This window comes from Nonomuraea longispora, from assembly GCF_004348345.1.
GTDB classification, from domain to species: Bacteria; Actinomycetota; Actinomycetes; order Streptosporangiales; family Streptosporangiaceae; genus Nonomuraea; species Nonomuraea longispora.
In genome coordinates this window covers 14,236-35,299 of record NZ_SMJZ01000078.1, presented here as the reverse complement: position 1 = coordinate 35,299, position 21,064 = coordinate 14,236, and the positions used below count along the sequence as shown (strand labels likewise).

At 67.9% G+C, this 21,064-nt stretch carries 21 protein-coding genes and 1 pseudogene; 12 read left to right on the top strand and 10 right to left on the bottom strand.

Going from position 1 to position 21,064, the window contains the following annotated elements:
• On the bottom strand, window positions 1-160 hold a 160-nt coding region (locus E1267_RS47330), incomplete at its 3' end, for a helix-turn-helix domain-containing protein (RefSeq protein WP_132328558.1).
• Between the two features lie 101 nt (window positions 161-261).
• On the opposite strand from E1267_RS47330, the gene E1267_RS21100 reads away from it, so the two are divergent.
• Window positions 262-684 carry a DUF402 domain-containing protein gene (locus E1267_RS21100; protein ID WP_220449594.1) on the top strand — a complete coding sequence of 141 codons (423 nt, stop codon included), beginning with the start codon at window positions 262-264 and terminating at the stop codon, window positions 682-684.
• Between the two features lie 54 nt (window positions 685-738).
• On the opposite strand, the gene E1267_RS21095 is transcribed toward E1267_RS21100, so the two are convergent.
• Both E1267_RS21095 and E1267_RS21090 read right to left on the bottom strand, forming a co-directional pair.
• Window positions 739-1,380, bottom strand: coding sequence for a response regulator (locus E1267_RS21095; RefSeq protein WP_132334309.1), 642 nt, complete (start codon window positions 1,378-1,380; stop codon window positions 739-741).
• Window positions 1,377-2,585, bottom strand: coding sequence for a sensor histidine kinase (locus tag E1267_RS21090; RefSeq protein ID WP_220449593.1), 1,209 nt, complete (start codon window positions 2,583-2,585; stop codon window positions 1,377-1,379). Before E1267_RS21090 ends, E1267_RS21095 begins: the two co-directional genes overlap by 4 nt.
• A gap of 113 nt (window positions 2,586-2,698) precedes the next feature.
• Here E1267_RS21090 and E1267_RS21085 point away from each other — a divergent pair.
• Both E1267_RS21085 and E1267_RS21080 read left to right on the top strand, forming a co-directional pair.
• A pseudogene (locus E1267_RS21085) lies at window positions 2,699-3,340 on the top strand (ABC transporter ATP-binding protein); the annotation flags it as partial.
• Between the two features lie 74 nt (window positions 3,341-3,414).
• On the top strand, window positions 3,415-4,203 hold the full coding sequence (locus E1267_RS21080; protein ID WP_132334307.1) for an ABC transporter permease: 789 nt from the start codon (window positions 3,415-3,417) through the stop codon (window positions 4,201-4,203).
• A 169-nt stretch (window positions 4,204-4,372) separates the two neighbouring features.
• On the opposite strand, the gene E1267_RS21075 is transcribed toward E1267_RS21080, so the two are convergent.
• Window positions 4,373-6,058 (bottom strand): ribonuclease J, encoded by a 1,686-nt coding sequence (locus E1267_RS21075; RefSeq protein ID WP_132334306.1) that lies wholly within the window; start codon window positions 6,056-6,058, stop codon window positions 4,373-4,375.
• A gap of 54 nt (window positions 6,059-6,112) precedes the next feature.
• Complete coding sequence (gene dapA / locus E1267_RS21070; protein ID WP_132334305.1) at window positions 6,113-7,030, bottom strand: 4-hydroxy-tetrahydrodipicolinate synthase; 918 nt, start codon at window positions 7,028-7,030, stop codon at window positions 6,113-6,115.
• A 1,085-nt stretch (window positions 7,031-8,115) separates the two neighbouring features.
• Here dapA and E1267_RS21065 point away from each other — a divergent pair.
• The 4 genes from E1267_RS21065 (at window position 8,116) to E1267_RS46505 (ending at window position 11,337) form a co-directional block, all read left to right on the top strand.
• On the top strand, window positions 8,116-8,832 hold the full coding sequence (locus E1267_RS21065; RefSeq protein ID WP_132334304.1) for a GntR family transcriptional regulator: 717 nt from the start codon (window positions 8,116-8,118) through the stop codon (window positions 8,830-8,832).
• 895 nt (window positions 8,833-9,727) lie between these two features.
• Window positions 9,728-10,384: a RadC family protein gene (gene radC / locus E1267_RS21060; RefSeq protein WP_132334303.1), complete on the top strand. Its 657-nt coding sequence runs from the start codon at window positions 9,728-9,730 to the stop codon at window positions 10,382-10,384.
• 383 nt (window positions 10,385-10,767) lie between these two features.
• Window positions 10,768-11,139 carry a GntR family transcriptional regulator gene (locus E1267_RS46510; RefSeq protein ID WP_246064089.1) on the top strand — a complete coding sequence of 124 codons (372 nt, stop codon included), beginning with the start codon at window positions 10,768-10,770 and terminating at the stop codon, window positions 11,137-11,139.
• Window positions 11,140-11,142: 3 nt separating this feature from the next.
• Entirely contained in the window at window positions 11,143-11,337 is a 195-nt protein-coding gene (locus E1267_RS46505) for a GntR family transcriptional regulator (RefSeq protein ID WP_281283673.1), read from the top strand.
• Window positions 11,338-11,756: 419 nt separating this feature from the next.
• Here the strand turns inward: E1267_RS46505 and E1267_RS21050 are convergent, their stop codons facing one another.
• Window positions 11,757-12,779: a hypothetical protein gene (locus tag E1267_RS21050; RefSeq protein ID WP_132334302.1), complete on the bottom strand. Its 1,023-nt coding sequence runs from the start codon at window positions 12,777-12,779 to the stop codon at window positions 11,757-11,759.
• Window positions 12,780-12,823: 44 nt separating this feature from the next.
• Entirely contained in the window at window positions 12,824-13,750 is a 927-nt protein-coding gene (locus tag E1267_RS21045) for a DMT family transporter (protein WP_132334301.1), read from the bottom strand.
• On the opposite strand from E1267_RS21045, the gene E1267_RS21040 reads away from it, so the two are divergent.
• The 5 genes from E1267_RS21040 to E1267_RS21020 are packed head-to-tail and all read left to right on the top strand — an operon-like array spanning window position 13,749 to window position 18,273.
• Window positions 13,749-15,155, top strand: coding sequence for an aminotransferase-like domain-containing protein (locus E1267_RS21040; protein WP_165959708.1), 1,407 nt, complete (start codon window positions 13,749-13,751; stop codon window positions 15,153-15,155). The genes E1267_RS21045 and E1267_RS21040 overlap by 2 nt on opposite strands.
• A gap of 44 nt (window positions 15,156-15,199) precedes the next feature.
• Window positions 15,200-15,715 (top strand): CGNR zinc finger domain-containing protein, encoded by a 516-nt coding sequence (locus E1267_RS21035; protein WP_132334300.1) that lies wholly within the window; start codon window positions 15,200-15,202, stop codon window positions 15,713-15,715.
• A 44-nt stretch (window positions 15,716-15,759) separates the two neighbouring features.
• Complete coding sequence (locus E1267_RS21030; protein WP_165959707.1) at window positions 15,760-16,368, top strand: GNAT family N-acetyltransferase; 609 nt, start codon at window positions 15,760-15,762, stop codon at window positions 16,366-16,368.
• 12 nt (window positions 16,369-16,380) lie between these two features.
• Window positions 16,381-17,256: a 1,4-dihydroxy-2-naphthoate polyprenyltransferase gene (locus E1267_RS21025; protein WP_132334299.1), complete on the top strand. Its 876-nt coding sequence runs from the start codon at window positions 16,381-16,383 to the stop codon at window positions 17,254-17,256.
• A 9-nt stretch (window positions 17,257-17,265) separates the two neighbouring features.
• Window positions 17,266-18,273: an adenosine deaminase gene (locus E1267_RS21020; RefSeq protein ID WP_132334298.1), complete on the top strand. Its 1,008-nt coding sequence runs from the start codon at window positions 17,266-17,268 to the stop codon at window positions 18,271-18,273.
• On the opposite strand, the gene E1267_RS21015 is transcribed toward E1267_RS21020, so the two are convergent.
• The 3 genes from E1267_RS21015 to E1267_RS21005 all read right to left on the bottom strand — a co-directional run bounded on the left by E1267_RS21015 (window position 18,274) and on the right by E1267_RS21005 (window position 21,050).
• Entirely contained in the window at window positions 18,274-18,747 is a 474-nt protein-coding gene (locus tag E1267_RS21015) for a GNAT family N-acetyltransferase (RefSeq protein ID WP_132334297.1), read from the bottom strand.
• Between the two features lie 167 nt (window positions 18,748-18,914).
• Window positions 18,915-19,652 carry a 4-hydroxy-tetrahydrodipicolinate reductase gene (gene dapB / locus E1267_RS21010; RefSeq protein WP_132334296.1) on the bottom strand — a complete coding sequence of 246 codons (738 nt, stop codon included), beginning with the start codon at window positions 19,650-19,652 and terminating at the stop codon, window positions 18,915-18,917.
• Between the two features lie 87 nt (window positions 19,653-19,739).
• Window positions 19,740-21,050, bottom strand: a complete 1,311-nt coding sequence (locus E1267_RS21005) for a M16 family metallopeptidase (protein ID WP_132334295.1) — start codon at window positions 21,048-21,050, stop codon at window positions 19,740-19,742.
• Window positions 21,051-21,064 lie beyond the last annotated feature (14 nt).

Here is a 21,064-nt window from a genome sequence, read left to right as displayed (position 1 = left end):
CCTGGTGCCAGACATAGGCCGACTTGCGTGAGACCCGCAGCTTCTTGGCCACCACAGGCGGCGACATGCCCGCCGCGAACAGCCCGGCAGCCTCCAAGCGGACCTGTTCACGCTTGGCTCGCGCCGCTGGGGTCAGACCACCACCATCCGGATAACGCATCCCACCGGCATACTCCCGAACCCCGCCGCGAGCACGCAACCACGCCGTGTCACCTCAGACTTTCAACCGCTGTACATCATGCTGTTTCCCCGGAACGCCTGGTGGACGGCCTCGTCAACACCCCTCCCCACAAAAGCGAAATCTATGTTGACGTCACCACCATCCCGGAGTGGAGGGACGGTGAGGTGACCATGCTGGACCTTGACCTGGACGTGATCCGTCTGCGTGACGGCCGGCTCATCCTCGATGACGAGGATGAGTTCGCCGAGCACCAGGTGCTACTGAACTATCCACCCGATTTGATCTCGCAAGCGGAGGCGACCGCGCGCTGGCTCCTCGATGCGGTACGCGAGAGAAAGGGTCCGTTCGGCGGCGCACACATTCAATGGCTGGCAATAGGCAGGTTTCAGCGACATGGGAAAACTAACGTTGGCGTATATCGTCGCTTGACCGCAAATCCCTGCAGTTCTCTGCTGCTCACTTCGCGAGCGTGGCGCTGCGGCACACCACCACTCTTTCCATAACGACTCCAGCTCCTGCTTCGCTGGATGTACGAAAGCACCCAATGACGATGTGAATCAGCCCGCCGCGGAAACCAGCCCACTCTCATATGCGGCGATGACGAGTTGCGCCCGATCACGCGCTTCCAACTTGGCCAGCAGTCGCGTGATGTGGGTCTTCACCGTGGCCAGACTCACCTGAAGATGCTCCGCGATTTCACCGTTGGACAGCCCACGGGCGATCAGCGTAAGCACATCCCTTTCCCGGTCGGTAACCCCGTCCAGCCCTTTCACCGGTGGCGTCACCGGGGTGCGGGTGAACTCCTCGATCAGCCTTCGCGTCACCGTTGGCGCCAGCAATGCCTCCCCGCGCGCAACCACTCTGATGGCGGCGAGCAGATCCGCAGGGGGCGTGTCCTTGAGAAGGAACCCACTTGCTCCAGCCCGAAGCGCGTCGTAAACGTACGCGTCAAGATCGAACATCGTCACCACCAGCACCCGGGAAACATCCTTGATCCTGCGGGTGGCCTCGATACCGTCCATCTCCGGCATCCGGACGTCCATCAACACGACATCGGGCCGCTCCTCCATGGCCACGGTGACCGCTTCGGCCCCCGTCGCGGCCTCCCCGACCACACCCAGGTCGGGCTCAGAGTCGACCAGCACCTTGAAACTTCCCCTGAGCAACGCCTGATCGTCAGCCACGACCACCCGGATCACGGAGCCTCCTGATAGGGCAACCGGGCGAACACACGGAACCCGTATCCATTCCTGCTTCCCGCTTCGAACGTGCCGCCGTACATCATGACCCGCTCCCGCATCCCGATCAGGCCGTGCCCGGTGCCGGCGGAAGGCAACGTGCGTCTCCCCCGTCCATCATTCATCACTTCAATCCTTACGTCCTTGCCGTCGGCCACGACGGAGACCTGGCACCGGGCGGGCGCCGCGTGCTTGGCGACGTTGGTCAGCGCCTCCTGCACGATCCGGTAGACCGACAACCCCACGCCATCAGGCAGCCGGTCCCGTGGGTCGTGAGCATCACCATCAGGCACCCGCCCAGCAGAACCGGTACCACCGAGGCGAAGGCTCAACTCCACGTCAACCCCGGCCAGCCGCGCCTGCTCCGCGAGCTCATCGAGCCCTTCGATGCCCGGGGCGGGCAGGAGGTCGGGCACGTTGGTGGACCTCAGCATGCCGAGCAGGTGCCGCATCTCGACCAGTGCGCTGCGGCTGGCTGTCTCGATCACCCGCAGAGCGTCGTGTGCCTCCTCCGGCCTGGTCGACATCACATGATTGGCCACGCCCGCCTTGACGGCGATCAATCCCACGCTGTGCGTGACCACGTCATGCAACTCGCGAGCGATGCGCAGCCGTTCGTCGGTCACCGCTTGCGACGCCAGCCGCCCGGCCTCGCGCGCCGCATAATGCCTGCGCTCGTGCACGGCACGGCCGATCGTCCATGAGCCGCCCAGGGCCGCGATCCCCATGAGCGGCTTGTCGAAGTGGACCAGCCAGTCGGGAGCACTGTCCTGTGGCGCACCCGCCAGGGTCAACCCCAGCAGCGAGACCAGGCTTAATCCTCCGATGGCGGACGAAGGGACCAAGGGGCCGACCCTGTCGGACAGCGCAACAATATAGAGCACGTACGCGGGTGCGAGGTAGGCGAACCCAATGGCATCGGTCATGACGGCGAAGACGGCCAGCACCAACGTCAGGCAGAACACAGGCAGCGGCCACAGTCTGCGCACCGACATCAGCAGGCCGAGCCCGAAGGGCAGAGCGAACCTCAGCCATGGTGGCAGCGCCGTGGCGTTGACCGCCATCGTGAAGCCCACGGACCCGAAGCACAGCCCCACCGCCAGATCGAGCATGATCAGCTGGATGCGGCTCAAGCGCCGGGCGAAGAAGGGATGGCTGTCGTCCACGCGTTGAACCGTAGCGGTTGAAGCGGCGAGCGCACGTCAGCCCAGGGTTTGACCTTCAGATTCGAACCGTGGTCCGACGCGCTGCCGACCCTCCGCACCGCATCCTTTACGGCGTGATCGAACTCCACCGCCTCACGAAACGGTACGGCGACACACTCGCGGTAGACGACCTGTCCTTCAAGGCCGGCCCCGGGCACGTGACCGGATTTCTGGGCCCGAACGGGGCCGGCAAGTCCACCACCCTGCGCCTGATCCTCGGCCTCGATGCGTCCACTTCCGGGCACGCGCTCATCAACGGCCGACCTTACGCATCGTTCACCAGGCCGATGCACGAAGTGGGTGCGCTCTTGGATGCCAGTGCCGTCCACGGCGGACGCAGCGCCTACAACCACCTGCTCTGCCTTGCTCGCACCAACGACATCGGCCCCGACCGAGTGACCGAGGTGCTGAAGCAGGTTGGCCTGGAGGTTGTCGGCCGCAAACGCGTAGGCGGCTTCTCGCTCGGTATGAAACAACGCCTCGGTATCGCGGCCGCCCTGCTCGGCGACCCCGACGTGTTGATGTTCGACGAGCCTGTCAACGGCCTCGATCCCGATGGCGTGCGGTGGATCCGCGGCCTCATGCGCTCGCTGGCCGCTGAAGGCAGGACGATCCTCCTGTCCAGCCATCTCATGAGCGAGATGGCCCTCACCGCCGAGCGCATCGTGATCATCGGCCGCGGCAAGCTGGTCGCCGAGTCGACGGTCGCGGAGCTGACGGCGGCCTACCCATCGCTCGAAGACGCCTACATGGCGCTGACCGCGTCCAGCGTGCAATTCGGAGGTGTTCGATGAGTTCGTTCGCGGGCGTGCTCGCGTCGGAATGGATCAAGCTCCGCTCCGTTCGCTCGACCCACCTCATTCTCGTCCTCGGCATCAGCGCCGTCCTGCTGGGTTACGCGCTGGCCAACATGGCGGCCGGCATGTACGACGACGCCCCACCCCAACAACGCCTGAGCGCTCGCATCGCGGACATCGAGGAGGTGGTCGCGATCGTGCCTCAGCTCTGCATGGGCATCCTGGGCACGCTGGCCATCACGTCCGAATACGCGACCGGCATGATCAGAACAAGCCTGACCATCGTCCCCCGCAGGTGGCCGATGCTCGTCGCCAAGTCCGCGGTCGTGGGAGCACTGGGCCTGATCACCGGTGCGACAGCGGTCTTCGGCACCTATGCCGTCACCCGATGGGTGCTCGGTGACCGGTTCTCGGGCGCGTACACCGCCGTGTTCGCGGACCGTCTTCCGCTCCTGATCGCCATCAGCGTCTCGGTGCCGGTGTTCGCACTGCTGGGCCTTGGCCTCGGCGCGCTCATGCGCTCTAGCGCCGGTGCGATCGCCATCCTCGTCGGTCTCGTCTACGTCATCCCCATGATCATCGGCAACATCCCCGAGCCTTGGAGCGAGCGTCTCGGGTCCGTGATGATCGGAGCGCTTCCCCGCGAGATCACCGGCGACACGATCACAACCTCGGTTTACGGCTCGCTGTTGCCTCCCGCGCTGGCGGCCGCCGTGCTGGTCGCCTACGCGGCTCTCCCCCTGCTAGCGGCAGCCTGGCTGATGCGCAGGAGGAACGCCTGAGATGTCGACTGAGCTACATGCAAGATCCCGCCAGGTTGACGTCGGCCCATACGAGGCCCCTGACCTACGGATCACAAGACCGCAGCGAAAAAGTGTCCGTCCGGCGGTGCGCAGGACCGGAACGCCTGCCGTACCATCAGGCGTTCCGGCTGCCATGCCGTCAGCGGGGTCAGACCTCGAGCACCACGGGGATGATCATCGGACGGCGGCGATAGGTGTCGCTCACCCAGCGGCCCACGGTGCGCCGGACCACCCGGCGGATCTCCTGCATGTCGACCACTCCGTCCGCGGCCTTCTCCTCAAGAGCCCGTTGGATCTGAGGAATGAACTCGTCGAACTGCAGAGGGTCGATGCCCGAACCACGCGCGTGGATCTCGGGGCCCGCCGTGAGCTTCCCGGTGTTGGAGTCGACCACGACGACCACGGAGATGAATCCCTCGTCCCCGAGAATCCTGCGGTCCTTCAGCGAGGTGTCGGTGATCTCACCGACCGACGAGCCGTCGACGTAGACATACCCCGCGTGCACCGCGCCGACGATCTTCGCGCGACCGTCGAGCAGATCGACCACGACGCCGTCTTCGGCGATCACGATGTGATCGTCCGGCACACCCGTGAGGGCGGCCAGCTTGGCGTGGGCGCGCAGGTGGCGCCACTCGCCGTGCACGGGCATGAAGTTCGACGGGCGTGTCAGGTTGAGCACGTAGAGAAGCTCACCGGCGGCCGCGTGTCCGGAGACGTGCACCTTGGCGTTGCCCTTGTGCACGACCCGTGCGCCCCACCGGGTGAGACCGTTGATCACCTTGTTGACCGCGGTCTCGTTACCGGGCACCAGCGAGGAGGCCAGGAGCACCGTGTCGCCCTCGGCGATGCGGATCGGGTGATCGCGGTTGGCCATCCTCGACAGCGCCGCCATCGGCTCGCCCTGGGATCCGGTGCAGACGAGCACCACGTCCTGCGGCGGCCACTCCTCGATGTCGCGCGAGTCGACGATCAGCCCCTGTGGCACCTTGAGATAGCCCAGGTCGCGAGCCACTCCCATGTTGCGCACCATCGAGCGTCCGACCAGGGCGACCTTGCGCCCGTGCCGGGCGGCGGCGTCCATGACCTGCTGGATGCGGTGGACGTGAGAGGCGAAGCTCGCCACGATGACGCGCTGCTCCGAGGTACGGATCACCTCGTCGATGACCGGAGCGATCTCCCGCTCACTGGTGACGAAGCCAGGCACCTCGGCATTGGTGGAGTCGGACATCAGCAGGTCGACGCCCTCGGTGCCGAGCCTGGCGAAGGCTCCCAGATCGGTGAGGCGTCCGTCGCTCGGCAACTGGTCCATGCGGAAGTCGCCGGTGTGCAGCACGATGCCGGCCGGCGTCCTGATGGCCACAGCCAGCGCGTCGGGGATCGAGTGGTTGACTGCGAGAAACTCGCAGTCGAAAGGCCCGAAGACGTGCCGTTCGCCCTCGACGACCTCGCGTTTGGTCGGCTGGATCCGATGCTCGGTGAGCTTGGCCTCGATCAGGGCAAGCGTGAGCTTGGATCCGATGAGCGGGATATTACGCCGCTCGCGCAGCAGATAGGGCACCGCTCCGATGTGGTCCTCGTGCGCGTGCGTCAGTACGACGGCTTCGACGTCGTCGAGCCGGTCCCTGATGTAATCGAAGTCGGGCAGGATGAGGTCGACGCCCGGTTGGTCGGGCTCGGGGAACAACACCCCGCAGTCGACGATCAGCAGGCGGCCCTCGTACTCGAAGACGGCCATGTTCCTGCCGATCTCGCCCAGCCCGCCGAGCGCGACGATGCGCAAGCCGCCGTGAGGCAGCGCCGGTGGGGGGCCAAGCTCAGGATGCGGATGGCTCATGGCCGGCCCCCACGGTCAGATCGTGTTCTCAAAACTTCCAGTTCCTCCCCGTTCCTATGCGTCTGTCAACTTCACCCCGCCGGCCACCAGGCAAGCACGCAGCTCGGCGATTTGCTTCTCTGTCGCGTCCACGAGCGGCAGCCGTACCGGTCCTACCGGCATACCCACCAGCCTCAGTGCCGCCTTTGTCATGATCGCGCCGCCCGCACGCAGCATGATCCCGTCCACTACGGGAGCCACCTGACTGTGCAGGGCCAGCGCTTGAGCGACTTCGCCGCTCTTGTGCAAGTGGATCATTCGCGCCAACTCGGCGCCCACCACATGTCCGACGACGCTCACGAACCCGGCGGCTCCGAGCGAGAGCCAGGCCAGGTTGAGCAGATCGTCTCCCGAATAGAAGACAAGATCGGTCGAGATCATCACCTGACTGGCGGCGAACAGATCACCCTTGGCGTCCTTGACGGCCACAATGCGTTCGTGCTGCGCCAGCCTGATGAGAGTGTCCGTTTTGATCGGCACTCCGCTTCGTCCCGGGATGTCATAAAGCATCACGGGCAGATCGGTCGCGTCGGCGACGGCGGTGAAGTGTCGATACAAACCCTCTTGCGGGGGCTTGTTGTAGTAAGGCGTCACCACCAACAGGGCGTGTGCGCCGGCGCGTGCCGCCTGCTTCGCGAGATCGACACTATGGCGGGTGTCGTTGGAGCCCGCTCCCGCCACCACGGCGGCGCGGTCACCGACCGCGTCGAGGACGGCACTGACGATACGCTGTTTCTCCTCGTCAGAAGTGGTGGGCGACTCACCGGTCGTCCCGTTGACGATCAAGCCGTCATTCCGCTGCTCGTCTACCAGATAGGTAGCAAGACGTCGCACAGCCACATAATCGACCTCGCCGTCGGAAGTGAACGGCGTGACCATCGCGGTCAGCATACGGCCGAAGGGCGCCTTGGTGGATCCAGTGGGCGATGCCATAGTGCGAACGCTACCTGGATTCAGAAATCCATTGGACGTCGCCACCCCGCTTTGCCTGCCTGGAGCCGCCTTTTGCCCCCTTTCGACAGCAACTCGTGCCGCTTATCCCACGATAGGTCCTTCGGCCGACTCCTCCAGCCACCCGCCAGTGGCGCCGACCATTACCTCGCAAGATCAGCTCACAACTCTACGGCCTCCCCGGCCGGGCACACCTTCGCGGACGCCGTTCACTCGGCCCCAGCACGCCGCGAGCTGACCACGGCCATCTTGGCAGATCCCCGACCATGCAGGGCCGGTGCTTGTCCCTGCCCACCCAGACCGCCCACCACGGAGTCCACCTGTTCTACTTGGCCCTCGTCCGCTCTCCCTCTGTCCCTACCTCGCCCGGCCTCCCCGCGCCGTTCGACCGCCAGCGACGGGGGCCGCCTACTCCGCCTCGCGCCGGAGGCGACGTCATGGCCGTGCCTGCCCCTGTACTACGTCAGTTCTGCCGTCGTTCCCGACCTCGACCGCAACCCCATCCCTGACTTCACCTCGGCGTTGCGGGCCGGATGACGGTGAAGCACCACGCACCCGCTCCGTTTTCGGCGCCGCGGCCGGCCAATAGGTTGGTTGCGTGCTCCCCGGCCCCGTCGACGTCGCTGCACGGCTCGTGGCTGAGCTCGGTACAGGAGGGCCCTGCGGCTGATGCACTCCGGTGTCGTGTCGGGATCCTGCTGAGCCGGTGACCCTTCAAACGATGCCGTACTGTCCGACCTGCGGACGTAGGACACCAGGGCAGTCGAAGTGGCATGTCTCGCCGCGAGGGTTCTCACCGGACGGCGGGCGGACCGCACACGGGCTTGCCCGATCAAGGAGCCACTGGTGCTTGGGCATGGAAGAGGTCGCCGATATGTGCTCGGGGGTACACACATCGACGACCTCTATCGGAGAATCGGCGTCCCTTACATCCGCGTTACAGGGTTTCTCCGATAATTTTCCGCCATCGCAAAGTTGGGGCTCCAGCAGTCATCGATGACGGTCGGTTACCTGCCGAATACGGCAACATAGGGCAACGCCTCACACGAACCCCCAGGGATGGACTAGTGGCCACCTCAGATCCGGTCTACCTGCGTGTCGTCGAAGACATCCGGCGACAGATCACCGACGGCACCCTTCCCCCCGGCGCGCCCATTCCGTCGCGGGCGCAGCTGACCCGCAAATATCAGGTCGGCGAGACCGCCGCCCGTCACGCCCTCCGCGTGCTCGCGAGTGAAGGCCTCATCATCGGCCGCGTGGGCTCGGGCCATTACGTCAGGGAGCGCCCCGACCTAACCTCATTGCATCGATGGCGGTTCTTGGACCATCCCGCCCCGTTCGCGGCAGACCTGCAGTCTCAAGGAAGACGCGTGACATGGGACTGGCACAGCGAGCCGGCCGAAGCGGGCCCCGACATCGCCAGGCGGCTACGCCTCAAGGAGTCGACCACGCTGAGCAAAACGCGTTACGTCTATCGCGGCGACGGCCGGCCGCTGCAACTCGCCACCTCTTACGAGCCGATGGAGTTCGCCGCGCACTCCGAGGAGGAACGGCGCAGCTTGGTGGCGAGGATGTACGCCCATGGTGTGAAGATCACCGAGATTGTCGAAAGTGTGCACACCCGAGTCCCCCGTCCCGCCGAGATCGATGCGCTCGACCTGGCCGCAGGCGTTCATGTTCTGCACATCGAACGCACCCACTGGGCCGGCGATCGTCCCGTCGAGACCAGCGACATCGTCATCCCGGGAGACCGCTTCCGGATCACGTACAGCATGCCGGTTTAGGGCCTCGGGCCCCGGCTCCGGGCGAGCGCATTTTCTCGCCCGGAGCCGGGGCCTTCGTCATCGCCTCCACGGCCAGACTCACGGGCACATTCCCGATGGCGTGTTGTGACGACGAGTACGCGCCGGCTGGTGGCGCATCAGTACGTGATGCGAGCTTCCAGGCTTGCCGTGCCCGCCGTGGCGAGGGCCGCGTTTCGTCTGAAGCTCGGTCACGACCGGCTTGGGACCCTCTCTGTGTGGGTGTTGGGAGATGAGACACCGACCACGACAGACAGTCCGGACCGGTCGGACGGGATGGGGCATCTCCGAACCTTGCTTGCCCGGTCCACGGGGCTGGAACCTGTAGTCCACCCCCCTATAGCCTGAACGTGGGCGTAGTGGAGTACGACGCGGGATAGGTCGAGCAGGTTTGCGGCAGCGAGTTTTCCGCGCACGGCCTGGTGCGGCTTGACCCACACGCCGGCCCGTGACCCGTTCAGAAAGCGGCGATGCGCGGTCTTCGAGCAGCCTCACCCGCTACCCACCTCCCGCCCGAACGCCTGTCCTCTGCCTCCCACCGGAACGAGCCGGCGTCATACGCCGAAGACGTTCAAGCCCCCCGTCACATCGGAACGTCGGCCGGTTCATGATGCACGCCGTCACCCCACACGCTTCCCCGTCAGGTAGGGGAATGTCGCCGGGGACCGAGCGTTGCGCGGCTGCCTCAGAGGGCCACAGAGGCATCGCTCATGTCGGCGTGCGGAAGGAGCTGGGCGTGATTCCCCGTCCGACCGCATGCCGTGGTAGCACGATATCTCGCCCTGTGGGGGCGATAGTGGACAGGCGTCGTCCGCGACAAATGCGCAGGTCAGAGATTGTCGGTGCGCGTTGATAGAACGGGTCGCGGAGGTTGTCGATGCGAGTCAAGGATCTGCCAAAGGGCGACCGGCCCCGCGAACGGCTCATGGCCAGCGGCGCCGCTGCGCTGGCCGATCGGGAGTTGCTGGCCGTGCTGCTGGGCTCAGGGTTTCGCGGGTCGAGTGCTCTTGATCTGGCCAGCCAGGTGATTCAGCACTGCGGGGATCTGGAGGCGCTCAGCCGCTCCGAGCCGCACAGGTTGCTCACCGTGCCCGGCATCGGCCCGGCCAAGGCCGCGCGGGTGAGTGCGGCCTTCCATCTCGTACGGCGGGCGGACGCGTGGCCGGAGCGGGAGCAGATCAACAGCACGTCCGACCTGGCACACGCGTGCGCTCCCCTGCTGCGAGATCGTGCTCAGGAGCGGCTGGTCCTGGTGGTGTGTGACATCCGTGGCCGGGTGCTCAGACGCGTGGTGCTGTCCGAAGGCGGGGCCGACCACACGACGGTGCCGATCCGGGAGGTGATCACCGAAGTGTTGACCGCGGGTGGCGCGATGTTCGGCCTGGCCCACAACCATCCGGGCGGGTCCCTGGAGCCGAGTGTGGCCGATCTGGAAGCCACCGCCCAGCTCCTCGCGGCTGCCGAGACCGTCGGCGTACGACTCCTCGACCACCTGATCATCGTAGATGCGGGCTGGCGACGAATCCCGACATAGACCCAATCCACTGCGGACTCTCGCCCAGCCAACATCAAAGGCCATGATCTTGTGCATAGCGACGATCTGCAGTTTTCCAAGGGACAACCATGAGAGCCTAAAGCCGCGGGAGGCCGATATGGACATCAGTCGGCCAGCACCCGCCATGGCGTGGCTTTGTGCCTCCGGAGGGCGCGTCGTCACGTCCATGGTTTCGTGCCGGTCCCGGGCGAAGCCCGATCGTTTACGTCGTGCGGTTGGGCAGGCGCGTCGCCAGAGACCGGCGCGAAACACTTTTGGTGCAGGACGGTTTCCGGCGCCACCTCTTGCTTGACGGGCTTCAGACGCGGCACTGTAGACCGTCAACTGGTGGGCAAGGCCATGCTGTGGAGACTGCATGGGCCTTGCCCACCCTCTATGTATCCATAGACCTAGCAGACGTCCGCTTTGAGCAGAACATGTACGGTGTCGTCTATCGTTCGGACGTGCTAGATCGCGAAGGACTCGTTCCTCTCTACAAGCAGGTTGCCGGCCTGGTCCGCGATCAGATCGAACGCGGACAACTCCAAGCGGGCGATCCGGTGCCGAGCGAGGCCACGCTCGAAAAGGAATATGACATCGCACGGACGACCGCCCGACGGGTGGCCCGGGAACTGCGCGAACAAGGACTGGCATACACCGTGCAGGGTGAAGGCACATTCGTCGGCCCGCCGAGTGCGCCGCGATCGTCCAAGACGATGCCGATTTATCAGAAGATCGCCGGAGAAGTCGCATAAAATATCAAAAATGGCGATATTCCACCGAACAGAGCCATTCCCGGCGAGAAGATGATGATGCGCCAGTACGGCGTCGCCAAAGTCACCGTACGCCAGGCCGTTGCCTACCTCAGAGAGCAGGGATGGGTCTTCACCGTCCCTTATCGGGGCACATATGTGCACAGCCCCGAGAAATGGCCCATAAATCGGGATTCATAGGCCTCACGTTCGCGAGCGCATCCCCGAACGGCGACGACCCGTACGGCACGAGGCGCAACCACACGCGCACGACCGTCGTGGTGTCGTCCACCTCATGACCCACGCCCGCCCGGAAGCGGCGGCGCGCTCGCGCCAGGCGTCGAGCGACGGGGCCGCCCCCAGTGCGGGCGAACCCCCAGGCGACCCAGGCGACCGCGGCGAACAGGGGAACTCCTCCGCGCGATATCGACCTCCCCCGGCCCTGCCGCCGGTGTCACCGGCCAGGACCAGTCGTGAGCCCACCCGCCTCGGCTTCTCGGTCGAGAGCGACCACGCCCGCCGTGGCGATGGCCTTACCCGCCGGGACACGGTCGGTGAGCAGGGCGGGCACCTCGCCGCAGTTCCCCAGCTCCCCTGAGTCCGATGGCGCGGACTTCAGGCTAGAAGACCGGGATGATCTCCTCGGGGTCGATGAAGTCCACCTCCACCCCTTCCAGGTCGAGCTCCGGGATGGCGGGGAAGGCGATCCCCCAGCGCTCCACGATCGCCCGGACCCTCGCCATGGCCACGCGCCAGTTCTCCGCCTGCTCCTCGTACGACAGGACGCCGAGCCCGGCTTCCCTGGCGTGGTCCATGAGGACGCGGTGGTTGGCCAGGAAGTACGGCGGAAGCTCCCAGAAGCCCTCGGGAGGCTCCCAGAGGATCATGCTGAGGAAGACGAAACCGGCCCTGAGCTGACGCGTGATGAGCGATTTGGTGTCTTCGGTGAGCCCTGGCCACTCGTTCTCCAGAATGGTCATGCAAATCTGGAGATGTCGGGACTCGTCCCTGCCGATGCGCTGGAACATCTCGCCGAACACCGGGTGCTGTGTTCCCGAGGCCATGCCCCTGAAGAGCGTCGAGGCGGCCATCTCGCCCATCATGAAGCTGGTGAACAGCACCGGGAGCGAGTATTTGCCCACGGCCGAGTTGTAGCCGTTCCAGTAGCGGCCGCCGTTGTGATAGAGCCAGCCGATGTTGTTGTGAGCGGCCGATTCGAGGTCGTCGGAGGGCGTCCAGTCGAGCGGCCCGCCCGGCCACAGCTTGGCGATGGCCCGCTGGCAACACTCCTCGTGGTTCATCTCGTCACGGGTGATCGAGAAGAAACACTTCCTGACCGGGTCCTCCTCGTGTTTCTCGAAGGCCTGGATGGTGGCCCGGGCGAACACCGCCGGCCCCGAGGCGTCGAAGTTCGCCAGGACGGCGAACCAGTACATGATGCCCAGGCGCTGCTCGCGGGTGAAGTCGTCCGGGTCGAGACCGTCCCAGGGCAGGTCGGCCGGGTTCCAGACCATGCGCTTGGACTTCTCGTAGATGGCGGCGAGTTTCTCCGTCTCGACTCGCCATTCCATGGGATAGATGTTGGGCTGCGGGATCTGCGGCGCAGGCCAGAAACCGCCCTCTGGGATCGTGAGGTCCGCCATGTGTGACACCTCCTCCCCCATCCTGCGTGTCGGCGTCACGTCTTTCAAGTACGGGCTCGCTGGGTGACGGCCACGCAGACCAGGACGGCCAGCGCCGCGACCACCGTGACCGGGCCGAATCGCTCGCCCATCAGCGCCCACGCCCAGGCGAGCGTCAGGAGCGGCTGGGTGAGCTGGGTCTGTCCCGCCCTGGCGATGCCGCCCTGGGCCAGGCCCGCGTACCAGGGGAAGAAGCCGAGGAACATCGAGACCAGCGCCACGTAGGCGAGACCGGCCACCGACGGCGGCGTCGGGGTCATCGGCGTGGCCAGGGCCAGCACCACCGTGATGGGCACCGTCAGCGGGAGCGACAGGACGAGGGTATGGGAGATCACCTGCCAGCCAGGGGTCTGCCTGGACAGCCGGCCGCCCTCCGTGTAGCCGACCGCCGCCGACAGCAGGGCGCCGACCAGGAGCAGGTCGGGCCAGGTGGGCCTGCCGTGGTGCTGGGTGAGGGTGAAGGCGGTGATGGCGGCGGCTCCGGCCGTACAACCGGCCCAGAAGAGCGGGCGGGGGCGCTCGCCGGCCGACACGACGGCGCAGGCGGCGGTGGCTGCGGGGAGGAGCCCGGTGACCACCGCGGCGTGCGCCGTGCTCGCGCCCAGGTCCAGGGCCAGACCGCTGAAGGCGGGAAAGCCGAGGACCACGCCCAGGGAGATCAGCACGTAGGCGCGCCGCTGGTCGCGCGGCGGGAGCAACGGGCGGCCGGCGGCCTTCAGGCAGATCAGGGCCACCACGCCTGCCACGGCCGCCCGGCCCACGGCGGTCAGCCACGGGTCGAAGCCCCGCATCGCGTGGACGGTGGCGGGAAAGGAACCGGAGAACGCGAGGACGCCGAGGAAGGCCAGGGCGGTGCCCCGGCGTCGCAGGCCCCGCTCCGAGGTGGGGACCGCTACTCCAACATCGACAGTAGCGCTATTCTCCTTCTTCATGGACAACGATAGCAGTATCGCCAAGATCGCCGCGATGCTGCGTGGCGAGGCCGCCAGGCTCGGCCCCGGCGCGCGGTTGCCGTCGAGCCGCGAGATCATGCGCAGGCACAACGTCAGTCCTGTCACGGTGTCGCGGGCGCTCGGACAGCTGGCCGCCGAGGGGCGGGTGGTGACGAGACCCGGCAGCGGCGCGTACGTGGCCCAGCAGGTGGCCAGGAGCGAGGACGCGGCGGACCTGTCGTGGCAGACCGTCGCGCTCGGCGACCGGGTGGTCGACGAAGGCCCCGTCGCGGAGTTGCTGGGTGTGGCGGCCGAAGGCTCCGTACCGCTCACGGGTGGCTACCTGCGTCCGGGGCTGCGGCCCGACCGGCAGCTCGCCGCGGCGGCGGCGCGGGCCGTGCGGCGGCCCGGCGCCTGGGCCATGCCGCCGCTGCCCGGCCTGCTCGAACTGCGCAGATGGTTCGCGGCGCAGGCGGGAGGCGACGTGACCGCCGCCGACGCGCTGATCGTGAGCGGCGGGCAGGCGGCGCTGACCCACGCGTTCCGCGCGCTCGCCGCGCCCGGCACGCCGGTGCTGGTAGAGACGCCCACCTACCCGGGCGCGCTCGTGGCGGCCAGGGCCGCGGGGCTGCGGCCCACGGCGGTGCCCATGGACCGCGAAGGAGTACGGCCCGACCTGCTGGCCGAGGCGTTCGCCGTGACCGGGGCAAGGGTCTTCCTCTGCCAGCCCACCCTGCACAACCCGACGGGCGCGACCCTGCCGGCCGGGCGCCGGGTGCAGGTGCTGGACGTCGCCAGGGCAGCGGGCGCGTTCGTGATCGAGGACGACTTCGCCCGCTACCTGACCGCGCAGGCACCCCCGTCGCTGGCGTCCATGGACAGGCACGGCACGGTGGTCCACGTGGGTTCGCTGACGAAGATCCTGTCGCCGAGCATGCGGGTGGCGGCGGTGATCGCCAGAGGGCCGGCCGCGCACCGGCTACGGGCCGGGCAGCTCGTCGAGTCGTTCTTCGTGGCACGGCCGTTGCAGGAGACTGCGCTGGAGTTCGTCGGGTCACCGGCGTGGCGGCGGCACCTGGCCGCCGTCCACGCGGAGATCGAGGTCCGCCGCGACGCGCTGGCCGCCGCGCTCGCCGCGCGGATGCCGCGGGCCGAGCCGCACCTGCTGCCCGCAGGCGGGATGCACCTGTGGGTACGGCTGCCGGCCGCGATCGACGAGGGCGCGCTGGTGGCGACCGCGCGGCGCAACGGCGCGCTGGTCAGCCCCGGCCGGATCTACTATCCCTCCGAGCCGCCGGGGCCGCGGATCCGGGTGACCCACCTGGCCGCCGCGCACCTGGCTGAGCTGCACGAAGGGGTACGCCGGCTCGCCCGGGCACTGGACGAGGTCACCATGGATCCCTGAGGGCGCGCACGTGTGCTTGATCCACGCCCATTAGAGTGACCGGCATGCCGTGCCCCGCGGAGCTCGTACGCGACTTCGTGAACACCTACGACGTCGAAGCCCAGGCGGACGAGCTGTCGTCCCCCGCCGAGCTGGCCGTGTGGCTGCGCGAGCGCGGCCTGGCCGAGCCGCGCGACCGGGCCACCGACGACGACCTGCACACCGCGATCGCCCTGCGCGAGACGCTCAGGACGGCGCTCAGGCGCGAGGCGGCCGAGCTGCCCGCGTTGCCCCTCATGATCAGGGTCAGGCAGGGCGAGCGGCCCGAGCCCGCCACGGCGGGAGGCGGCGTGCGGGGCGGGCTGGCGGCGATCGCCGTGTCGGCCGTGACAGCGTCGTGGGACCGCCTCAAGGTGTGTGCGGAGGGGACGTGCCAGTGGGCGTTCATCGATGCGTCGAAGAACAGGTCGCGCTCGTGGTGTTCCATGCGTGTGTGCGGCAACCGCACCAAGACCCGGGCCTACCGGGCCAGGAAGAAGGGTTCGCGTCATCCCCAAGGGTCAAACACCGATACGGTGTAAGTCGTGCCTTGTGGCATGAACGGCAGTCGAAGGAGCGGGCCGAGATGGCAGACGTAGGCGTCCGGGCGGCCCGGCGCGAGGATGTGCTCCAGGTTGCGAATACGCAGATCCGCGCCTGGCGTTACGGCTATCGGGATTTCCTGCCCGAGGGGCCACTCGAGCAGATGACCGGCGCGGCTGCGGAGAAGATGTGGTTGCGCCAGTGGGACGAGGCGATCGTCGCCCCGCCCACCCCCATGCATCGGGTGCTGGTGGCCGTGGAGACCATCCTCGACACCGAGGGCTTCCCCGCGCTGGGCAAGGGGGGCAGCGCCGCCCTGACCACCCCCCGTGGCGGCGAGCGCGTGGTGGGGCTGGCCTCCCACGCCCCCGCGGAAGACCCCGACCTCGATCCCGGCGTGGTGGCCGAGATGCTGACACTGCTGGTCGATCCCGACTTCGTACGCCGGGGCCACGGCAGCCGCCTGCTCAACGCCACCGTCGACCACCTGCGCGAGGACGGCTTCCGGCAGATCGTCACCTGGGCGTTCGCCGACAACTACGCGGTGCTGGGCTTCCTCGAATCAGCCGGCTGGGGCGAGGACACCGCCGAACGCGTTCTCGACATGGGCCGCCCGATCAGGATGGTCCGGCTCACCACCGACATCAGCTAAAGGGCCGAGGACATGGCAACCACCGGTCAGTGGATCGCGGGCGCCCGCCCGCGCACGCTCCCCAACGCCGTCGTCCCTGTCATGGTGGGCACCGGCGTGGCCATCGGCGAAGGCGGCTTCGTGTGGTGGCGGGCGATCCTGGCGCTGCTCGTGGCGCTCTCCCTGCAGATCGGCGTCAACTACGCCAACGACTACAGCGACGGCATCCGCGGCACCGACGACCAGCGGGTCGGCCCGATGCGCCTGGTGGGCTCGCGGGCGGCCACGCCCCGGCAGGTGCTGACCGCCGCGCTGGGCAGCTTCGCCGTGGCGGCCGTGCTGGGGCTCGTCCTCGTCATCGTCACGCGGGCGTGGTGGATCCTGCTGGTGGGCGCGGCGTGCATCGCGGCAGGCTGGTTCTACACGGGGGGCAAGCACCCGTACGGCTACCGCGGCCTGGGCGAGGTCGCCGTGTTCGTCTTCTTCGGGGTGGTGCCCGTGGTCGGCACGGCCTTCGTGCAGACCGGCTCGCTCAGCTGGGCGGCGTTCGTCGCGTCGATCCCGGTGGGCATGCTGTCGTGCTCGATGCTCGTGGTCAACAACCTGCGCGACGTCGGCACGGACGGCCAGGCGGGCAAGCGTACGCTGGCCGTGCGCCTGGGCGCCGAGCGCACCCGCTCCCTCTACGTCGCCTGCCAGGTGGTGCCGTTCTTCGTGGCGCTGGCCATGGTCCCGATCACGCCGTGGGCCGCGCTGGTGCTGCTCGCGGCGCCGCTGGCGGTCCCGCCCATCAGGGCGGTGCTGGACAGGGCGGTCGGCCCCGCTCTGATCGCGGTGCTGCAGCAGACGGGGAAGCTGCAGATGGCGTACGGCCTGCTCTTCGCCGTGGGGCTGGCGATCATCTTCTAGGGTGGGCGGGTGAAGGATTTCATCGCCGGTCTGCCCAAATGCGAGCTCCACCTGCACATCGAGGGCACTTTGGAGCCCGAGCTCAAGTTCGAGCTGGCCAGGCGCAACGGCCTGCGGCTGCCCTACGCGGGCGTGGAGCAGATGCGGGCCGCCTACACCTTCGACAGCCTGCCGTCCTTCCTGCGCATCTACTACGAGGGCATGCGGGTGCTGCGCACCGAGCCCGACTTCTACGACCTGGCCATGGCCTACCTCCGCAAGGCCGCCGAGCAGAACGTGCGCTACGCCGAGATCTTCTTCGACCCGCAGGCCCACACCTCGCGCGGCGTGCCGTTCGACCTGGTGATCAGAGGGCTGCGGCGGGCGCTGATGGAGGCGGAGGCACGGCTCGGGGTGCGGGCTCAGCTCATCATGTGTTTCCTGCGCGACTTCCAGGCCGAGTACGCGATGGCCACCCTGCTGGAGTCGTTGCCCTACCGGGAGTGGATCGCCGGCGTCGGGCTCGACTCCGACGAGAGGGGCAACCCGCCGGTCAAGTTCGCGGCCGTCTTTGAGCGGGCCAGGCAGGAGGGCTATCTCCTGACGATGCACTGCGACGTCGACCAGGACGACGCGGTCGAGCACATCCGCCAGGCCGTCGAGGACATCGGCGTCAACCGGATCGACCACGGCGTCAACATCCTCGAGGACCAGCGGCTGGTGGAGGTGGTCCTGGAGCGCGGCATGGGGCTGACCTGCTGCCCGATCTCCAACGGTTACGTCACCGACTCGATGAAGGCCGAGGGCATCCGCAAGCTGATGGACCTCGGCGTACGCGTGACGATCAACTCCGACGACCCGGCCTATTTCGGGGCGTACGTCGGGGAGAACCTGGAGGCCCTGCAGGGCGCGCTCCAGCTCACCGGGGACGAGCTGGCTCGGCTCGAACGCGACGCGTTCGAGATCGCCTGGCTGCCTCGGCACGTCAAGGACGCCTACCTCGCGGAGGTGGACGCCTACCTCGCGCGGGAGCGCTGATCAGCGGCGCATCACCACGCGGGGGGCGATCTCGATGCCGAGTTCCCGTTCGTGCTCCACCAGCGCGCGCAACTGCGGCCCCCACTCCGGCTCGGGCAGCACCGTGAAGCCGTGCCGCGTGTACCACGGCGCGTTCCACGGCACGTCGCGGTAGGTCGTCAGCGTGACGGCCGGGGCGCCGCAGGCCCGCGCGTGGTCGATCACCGCCGTCATCAGCCGCCCGCCGATGCCCTGGCGCATGCTGCGCGGGTGCACGGCGAGCTGGTCGAGGTGCACGTTGCCGTCGACCGTGCCCAGCAGGGCGAAACCTTCGGGAGGATCACCCTCGACGAGGACCCTCCCGGGGTCGTCGACCTCTTCGATCATGGTCGTACCGGGTGGGAAGACGATGTCCACCTCGGCGAAAAGCCCGTCGGCCGCCAGTTCGACGGCCACCAGGCCGGCCAGCTCTCCCTCATCCGCCCATCGCACCATGCCGACACGATCTCATGTCTCGGGCGGACCTCGCCTCGGGTATTAATCTTGGTGATCGTAGGCCCGGCTGTGCGGAGCCGGGGCCCTCTCCTCACGACGTGCCCACGACCGCCCGGTGGTGGGCACGTCGTGTGCGCCGACCCCGGTGGTCGCGGCCGGCCGTGAGGTCAGAGGTCGAGCAGCGGCTCGAGCCCCACGGTGAGACCGGGCTGCTCGCGGACCCTTCGCACCCCGAGCAGCACGCCGGGCGTGAACGCGGACCTGCTCATCGTGTCGTGCCGGATGGTCAGGATCTCGCCGTCGCCGCCGAGCAGCACCTCCTGGTGGGCGATGAGCCCCGACAGGCGCACCGCGTGCACGTGGACACCTTCCACGTCGGCTCCACGCGCGCCGTCGAGCGCGGTGGTCGTGGCGTCGGGCATTCGCGCCGCCCCCGCCTCGGCGCGCGCCTCAGCGACGATCTCGGCCGTACGCCGAGCCGTGCCGGACGGTGCGTCGGCTTTGTTGGGATGGTGCAGTTCCACGATCTCGACGGACTCGAAATAGCGGGCCGCCCGCTGGGCGAAGTGCATCATCAGCACGGCGGCGATGCCGAAGTTGGGGGCGATCAGGCAGTTGGTGCCCGGCGATGCCGCCAGCCATCGGCGTACGGTCTCCAGCCGACCCTCGTCGAATCCCGTCGTGCCCACCACCGGGTGGACGCCGTGGCCGATGGCCCACTCGAGGTTGCCCATGACGACGTCGGGATGGGTGAAGTCGACCACCACCTCGGCGCCCGCGAGCCCCTCGATGGAGTCGTCCTTGTCGAGCGCGGCCACCAGCTCCATGTCGGTGGCCGCCTCGACCGCTCTGCACACCTCCACGCCCACGCGGCCGCGGGCGCCGAGCACTCCTACCTTGATCACACCGCCAACCCTATCGTCCTGCCGTGATCCGCCTCCCGGCCCGCCGCGCAGGACGCCGACCTCACGGCTGGGATCCTGCGGGGCCGGTCAGCGGATGGCGTCGGTGAAGTCCTTGTCACCGTACGGGCCGATCACGGCGAGCGTGAGCGGCCGGTTGAGCACGTCGGCGGCCACCTCGGAGATCTCGTCGGGCGTGACGCCCTCGATGCGCGCCAGCACCTCGTCCACCGACATCAGCTGGTCGTGGACGAGCTCGTTCTTGCCGATGCGTGACATGCGCGAGCCGGTGTCCTCCAGGCCGAGCACGAGACCGCCGCGCATCTGGCCCTTGCCGCGCATGATCTCCTCGTCGGTCAGGCCCTCGGCCACCACCCTGGACACCTCGTCACGGCAGATCTTGAGCACGTCGTCGATCTTCGAGGGCAGGCAGCCCACGTAGATGCCGAACTGGCCGGTGTCGGCGTAGGCCGAGGTGTAACTGTAGGCGGAGTAGGCCAGGCCGCGTTTCTCCCTGATCTCCTGGAAGAGCCGGGACGACATGCCGCCGCCCAGCGCGGCGTTGAGCACGCCGAGCGCGAACCTGCGATCGTCGGTGCGGGTCATGCCGGTCGTGCCGAGCACCAGGTTGGCTTGTTCGGTCGGCCGGTCGAGCACCGTGACGCCCGAGCGGGTCTCGGCGCCGGGACCACTGGTGCGCGGCGGCGCGAACTCGGCCGGGCCTTCGAGCATGCCCGCCCGCTCGTAGGCCCTGGTGACCAGCTCGACGACCTCTTCGTGGCGTACGTTGCCCGCGACCGAGACGACCGTGCGGCGGGGCCGGTAGTAGCGACGGTAGTACTCCGCGATCCGGTCGCGCCGGAGAGCATTGATCGAATCGACCGTGCCCAGGATGGGCCGCCCGATCGGGGAGTCACCGTAGAGCGCGGCGGCGAACTGCTCGTGCACCACGTCGGACGGGTCGTCGTCGTGCATGGCGATCTCTTCGAGGATCACCCCGCGCTCCGACTCGACGTCCTGCTCGGCCACCAGCGAGCTGGTCACCACGTCGGCGAGCACGTCGACCGCGAGCGGCAGGTCCTCGTCGAGGACGCGCGCGTAGTAGCAGGTGTACTCCTTGGCGGTGAAGGCGTTGATCTCACCGCCGATGCCCTCGACGGAGGCGGAGATCTCCATGGCGTCGCGCGTGGGGGTGCCCTTGAACAGCAGGTGTTCGAGGAAATGGGTGGCGCCCATGTGCTCGGGGGCCTCGTCACGCGAGCCGATGCCGACCCACATGCCGACCGCGACGCTGCGCACGGTCGGCATGGTCTCGGTCACCACGCGCAACCCACCGGGCAGAACGGTGCGCCTCACCACCCCGGCGCCGTCTTTGCCTGGGTGCAGCGTGGTCGTGCTCACGAAGCCTCCTTCGT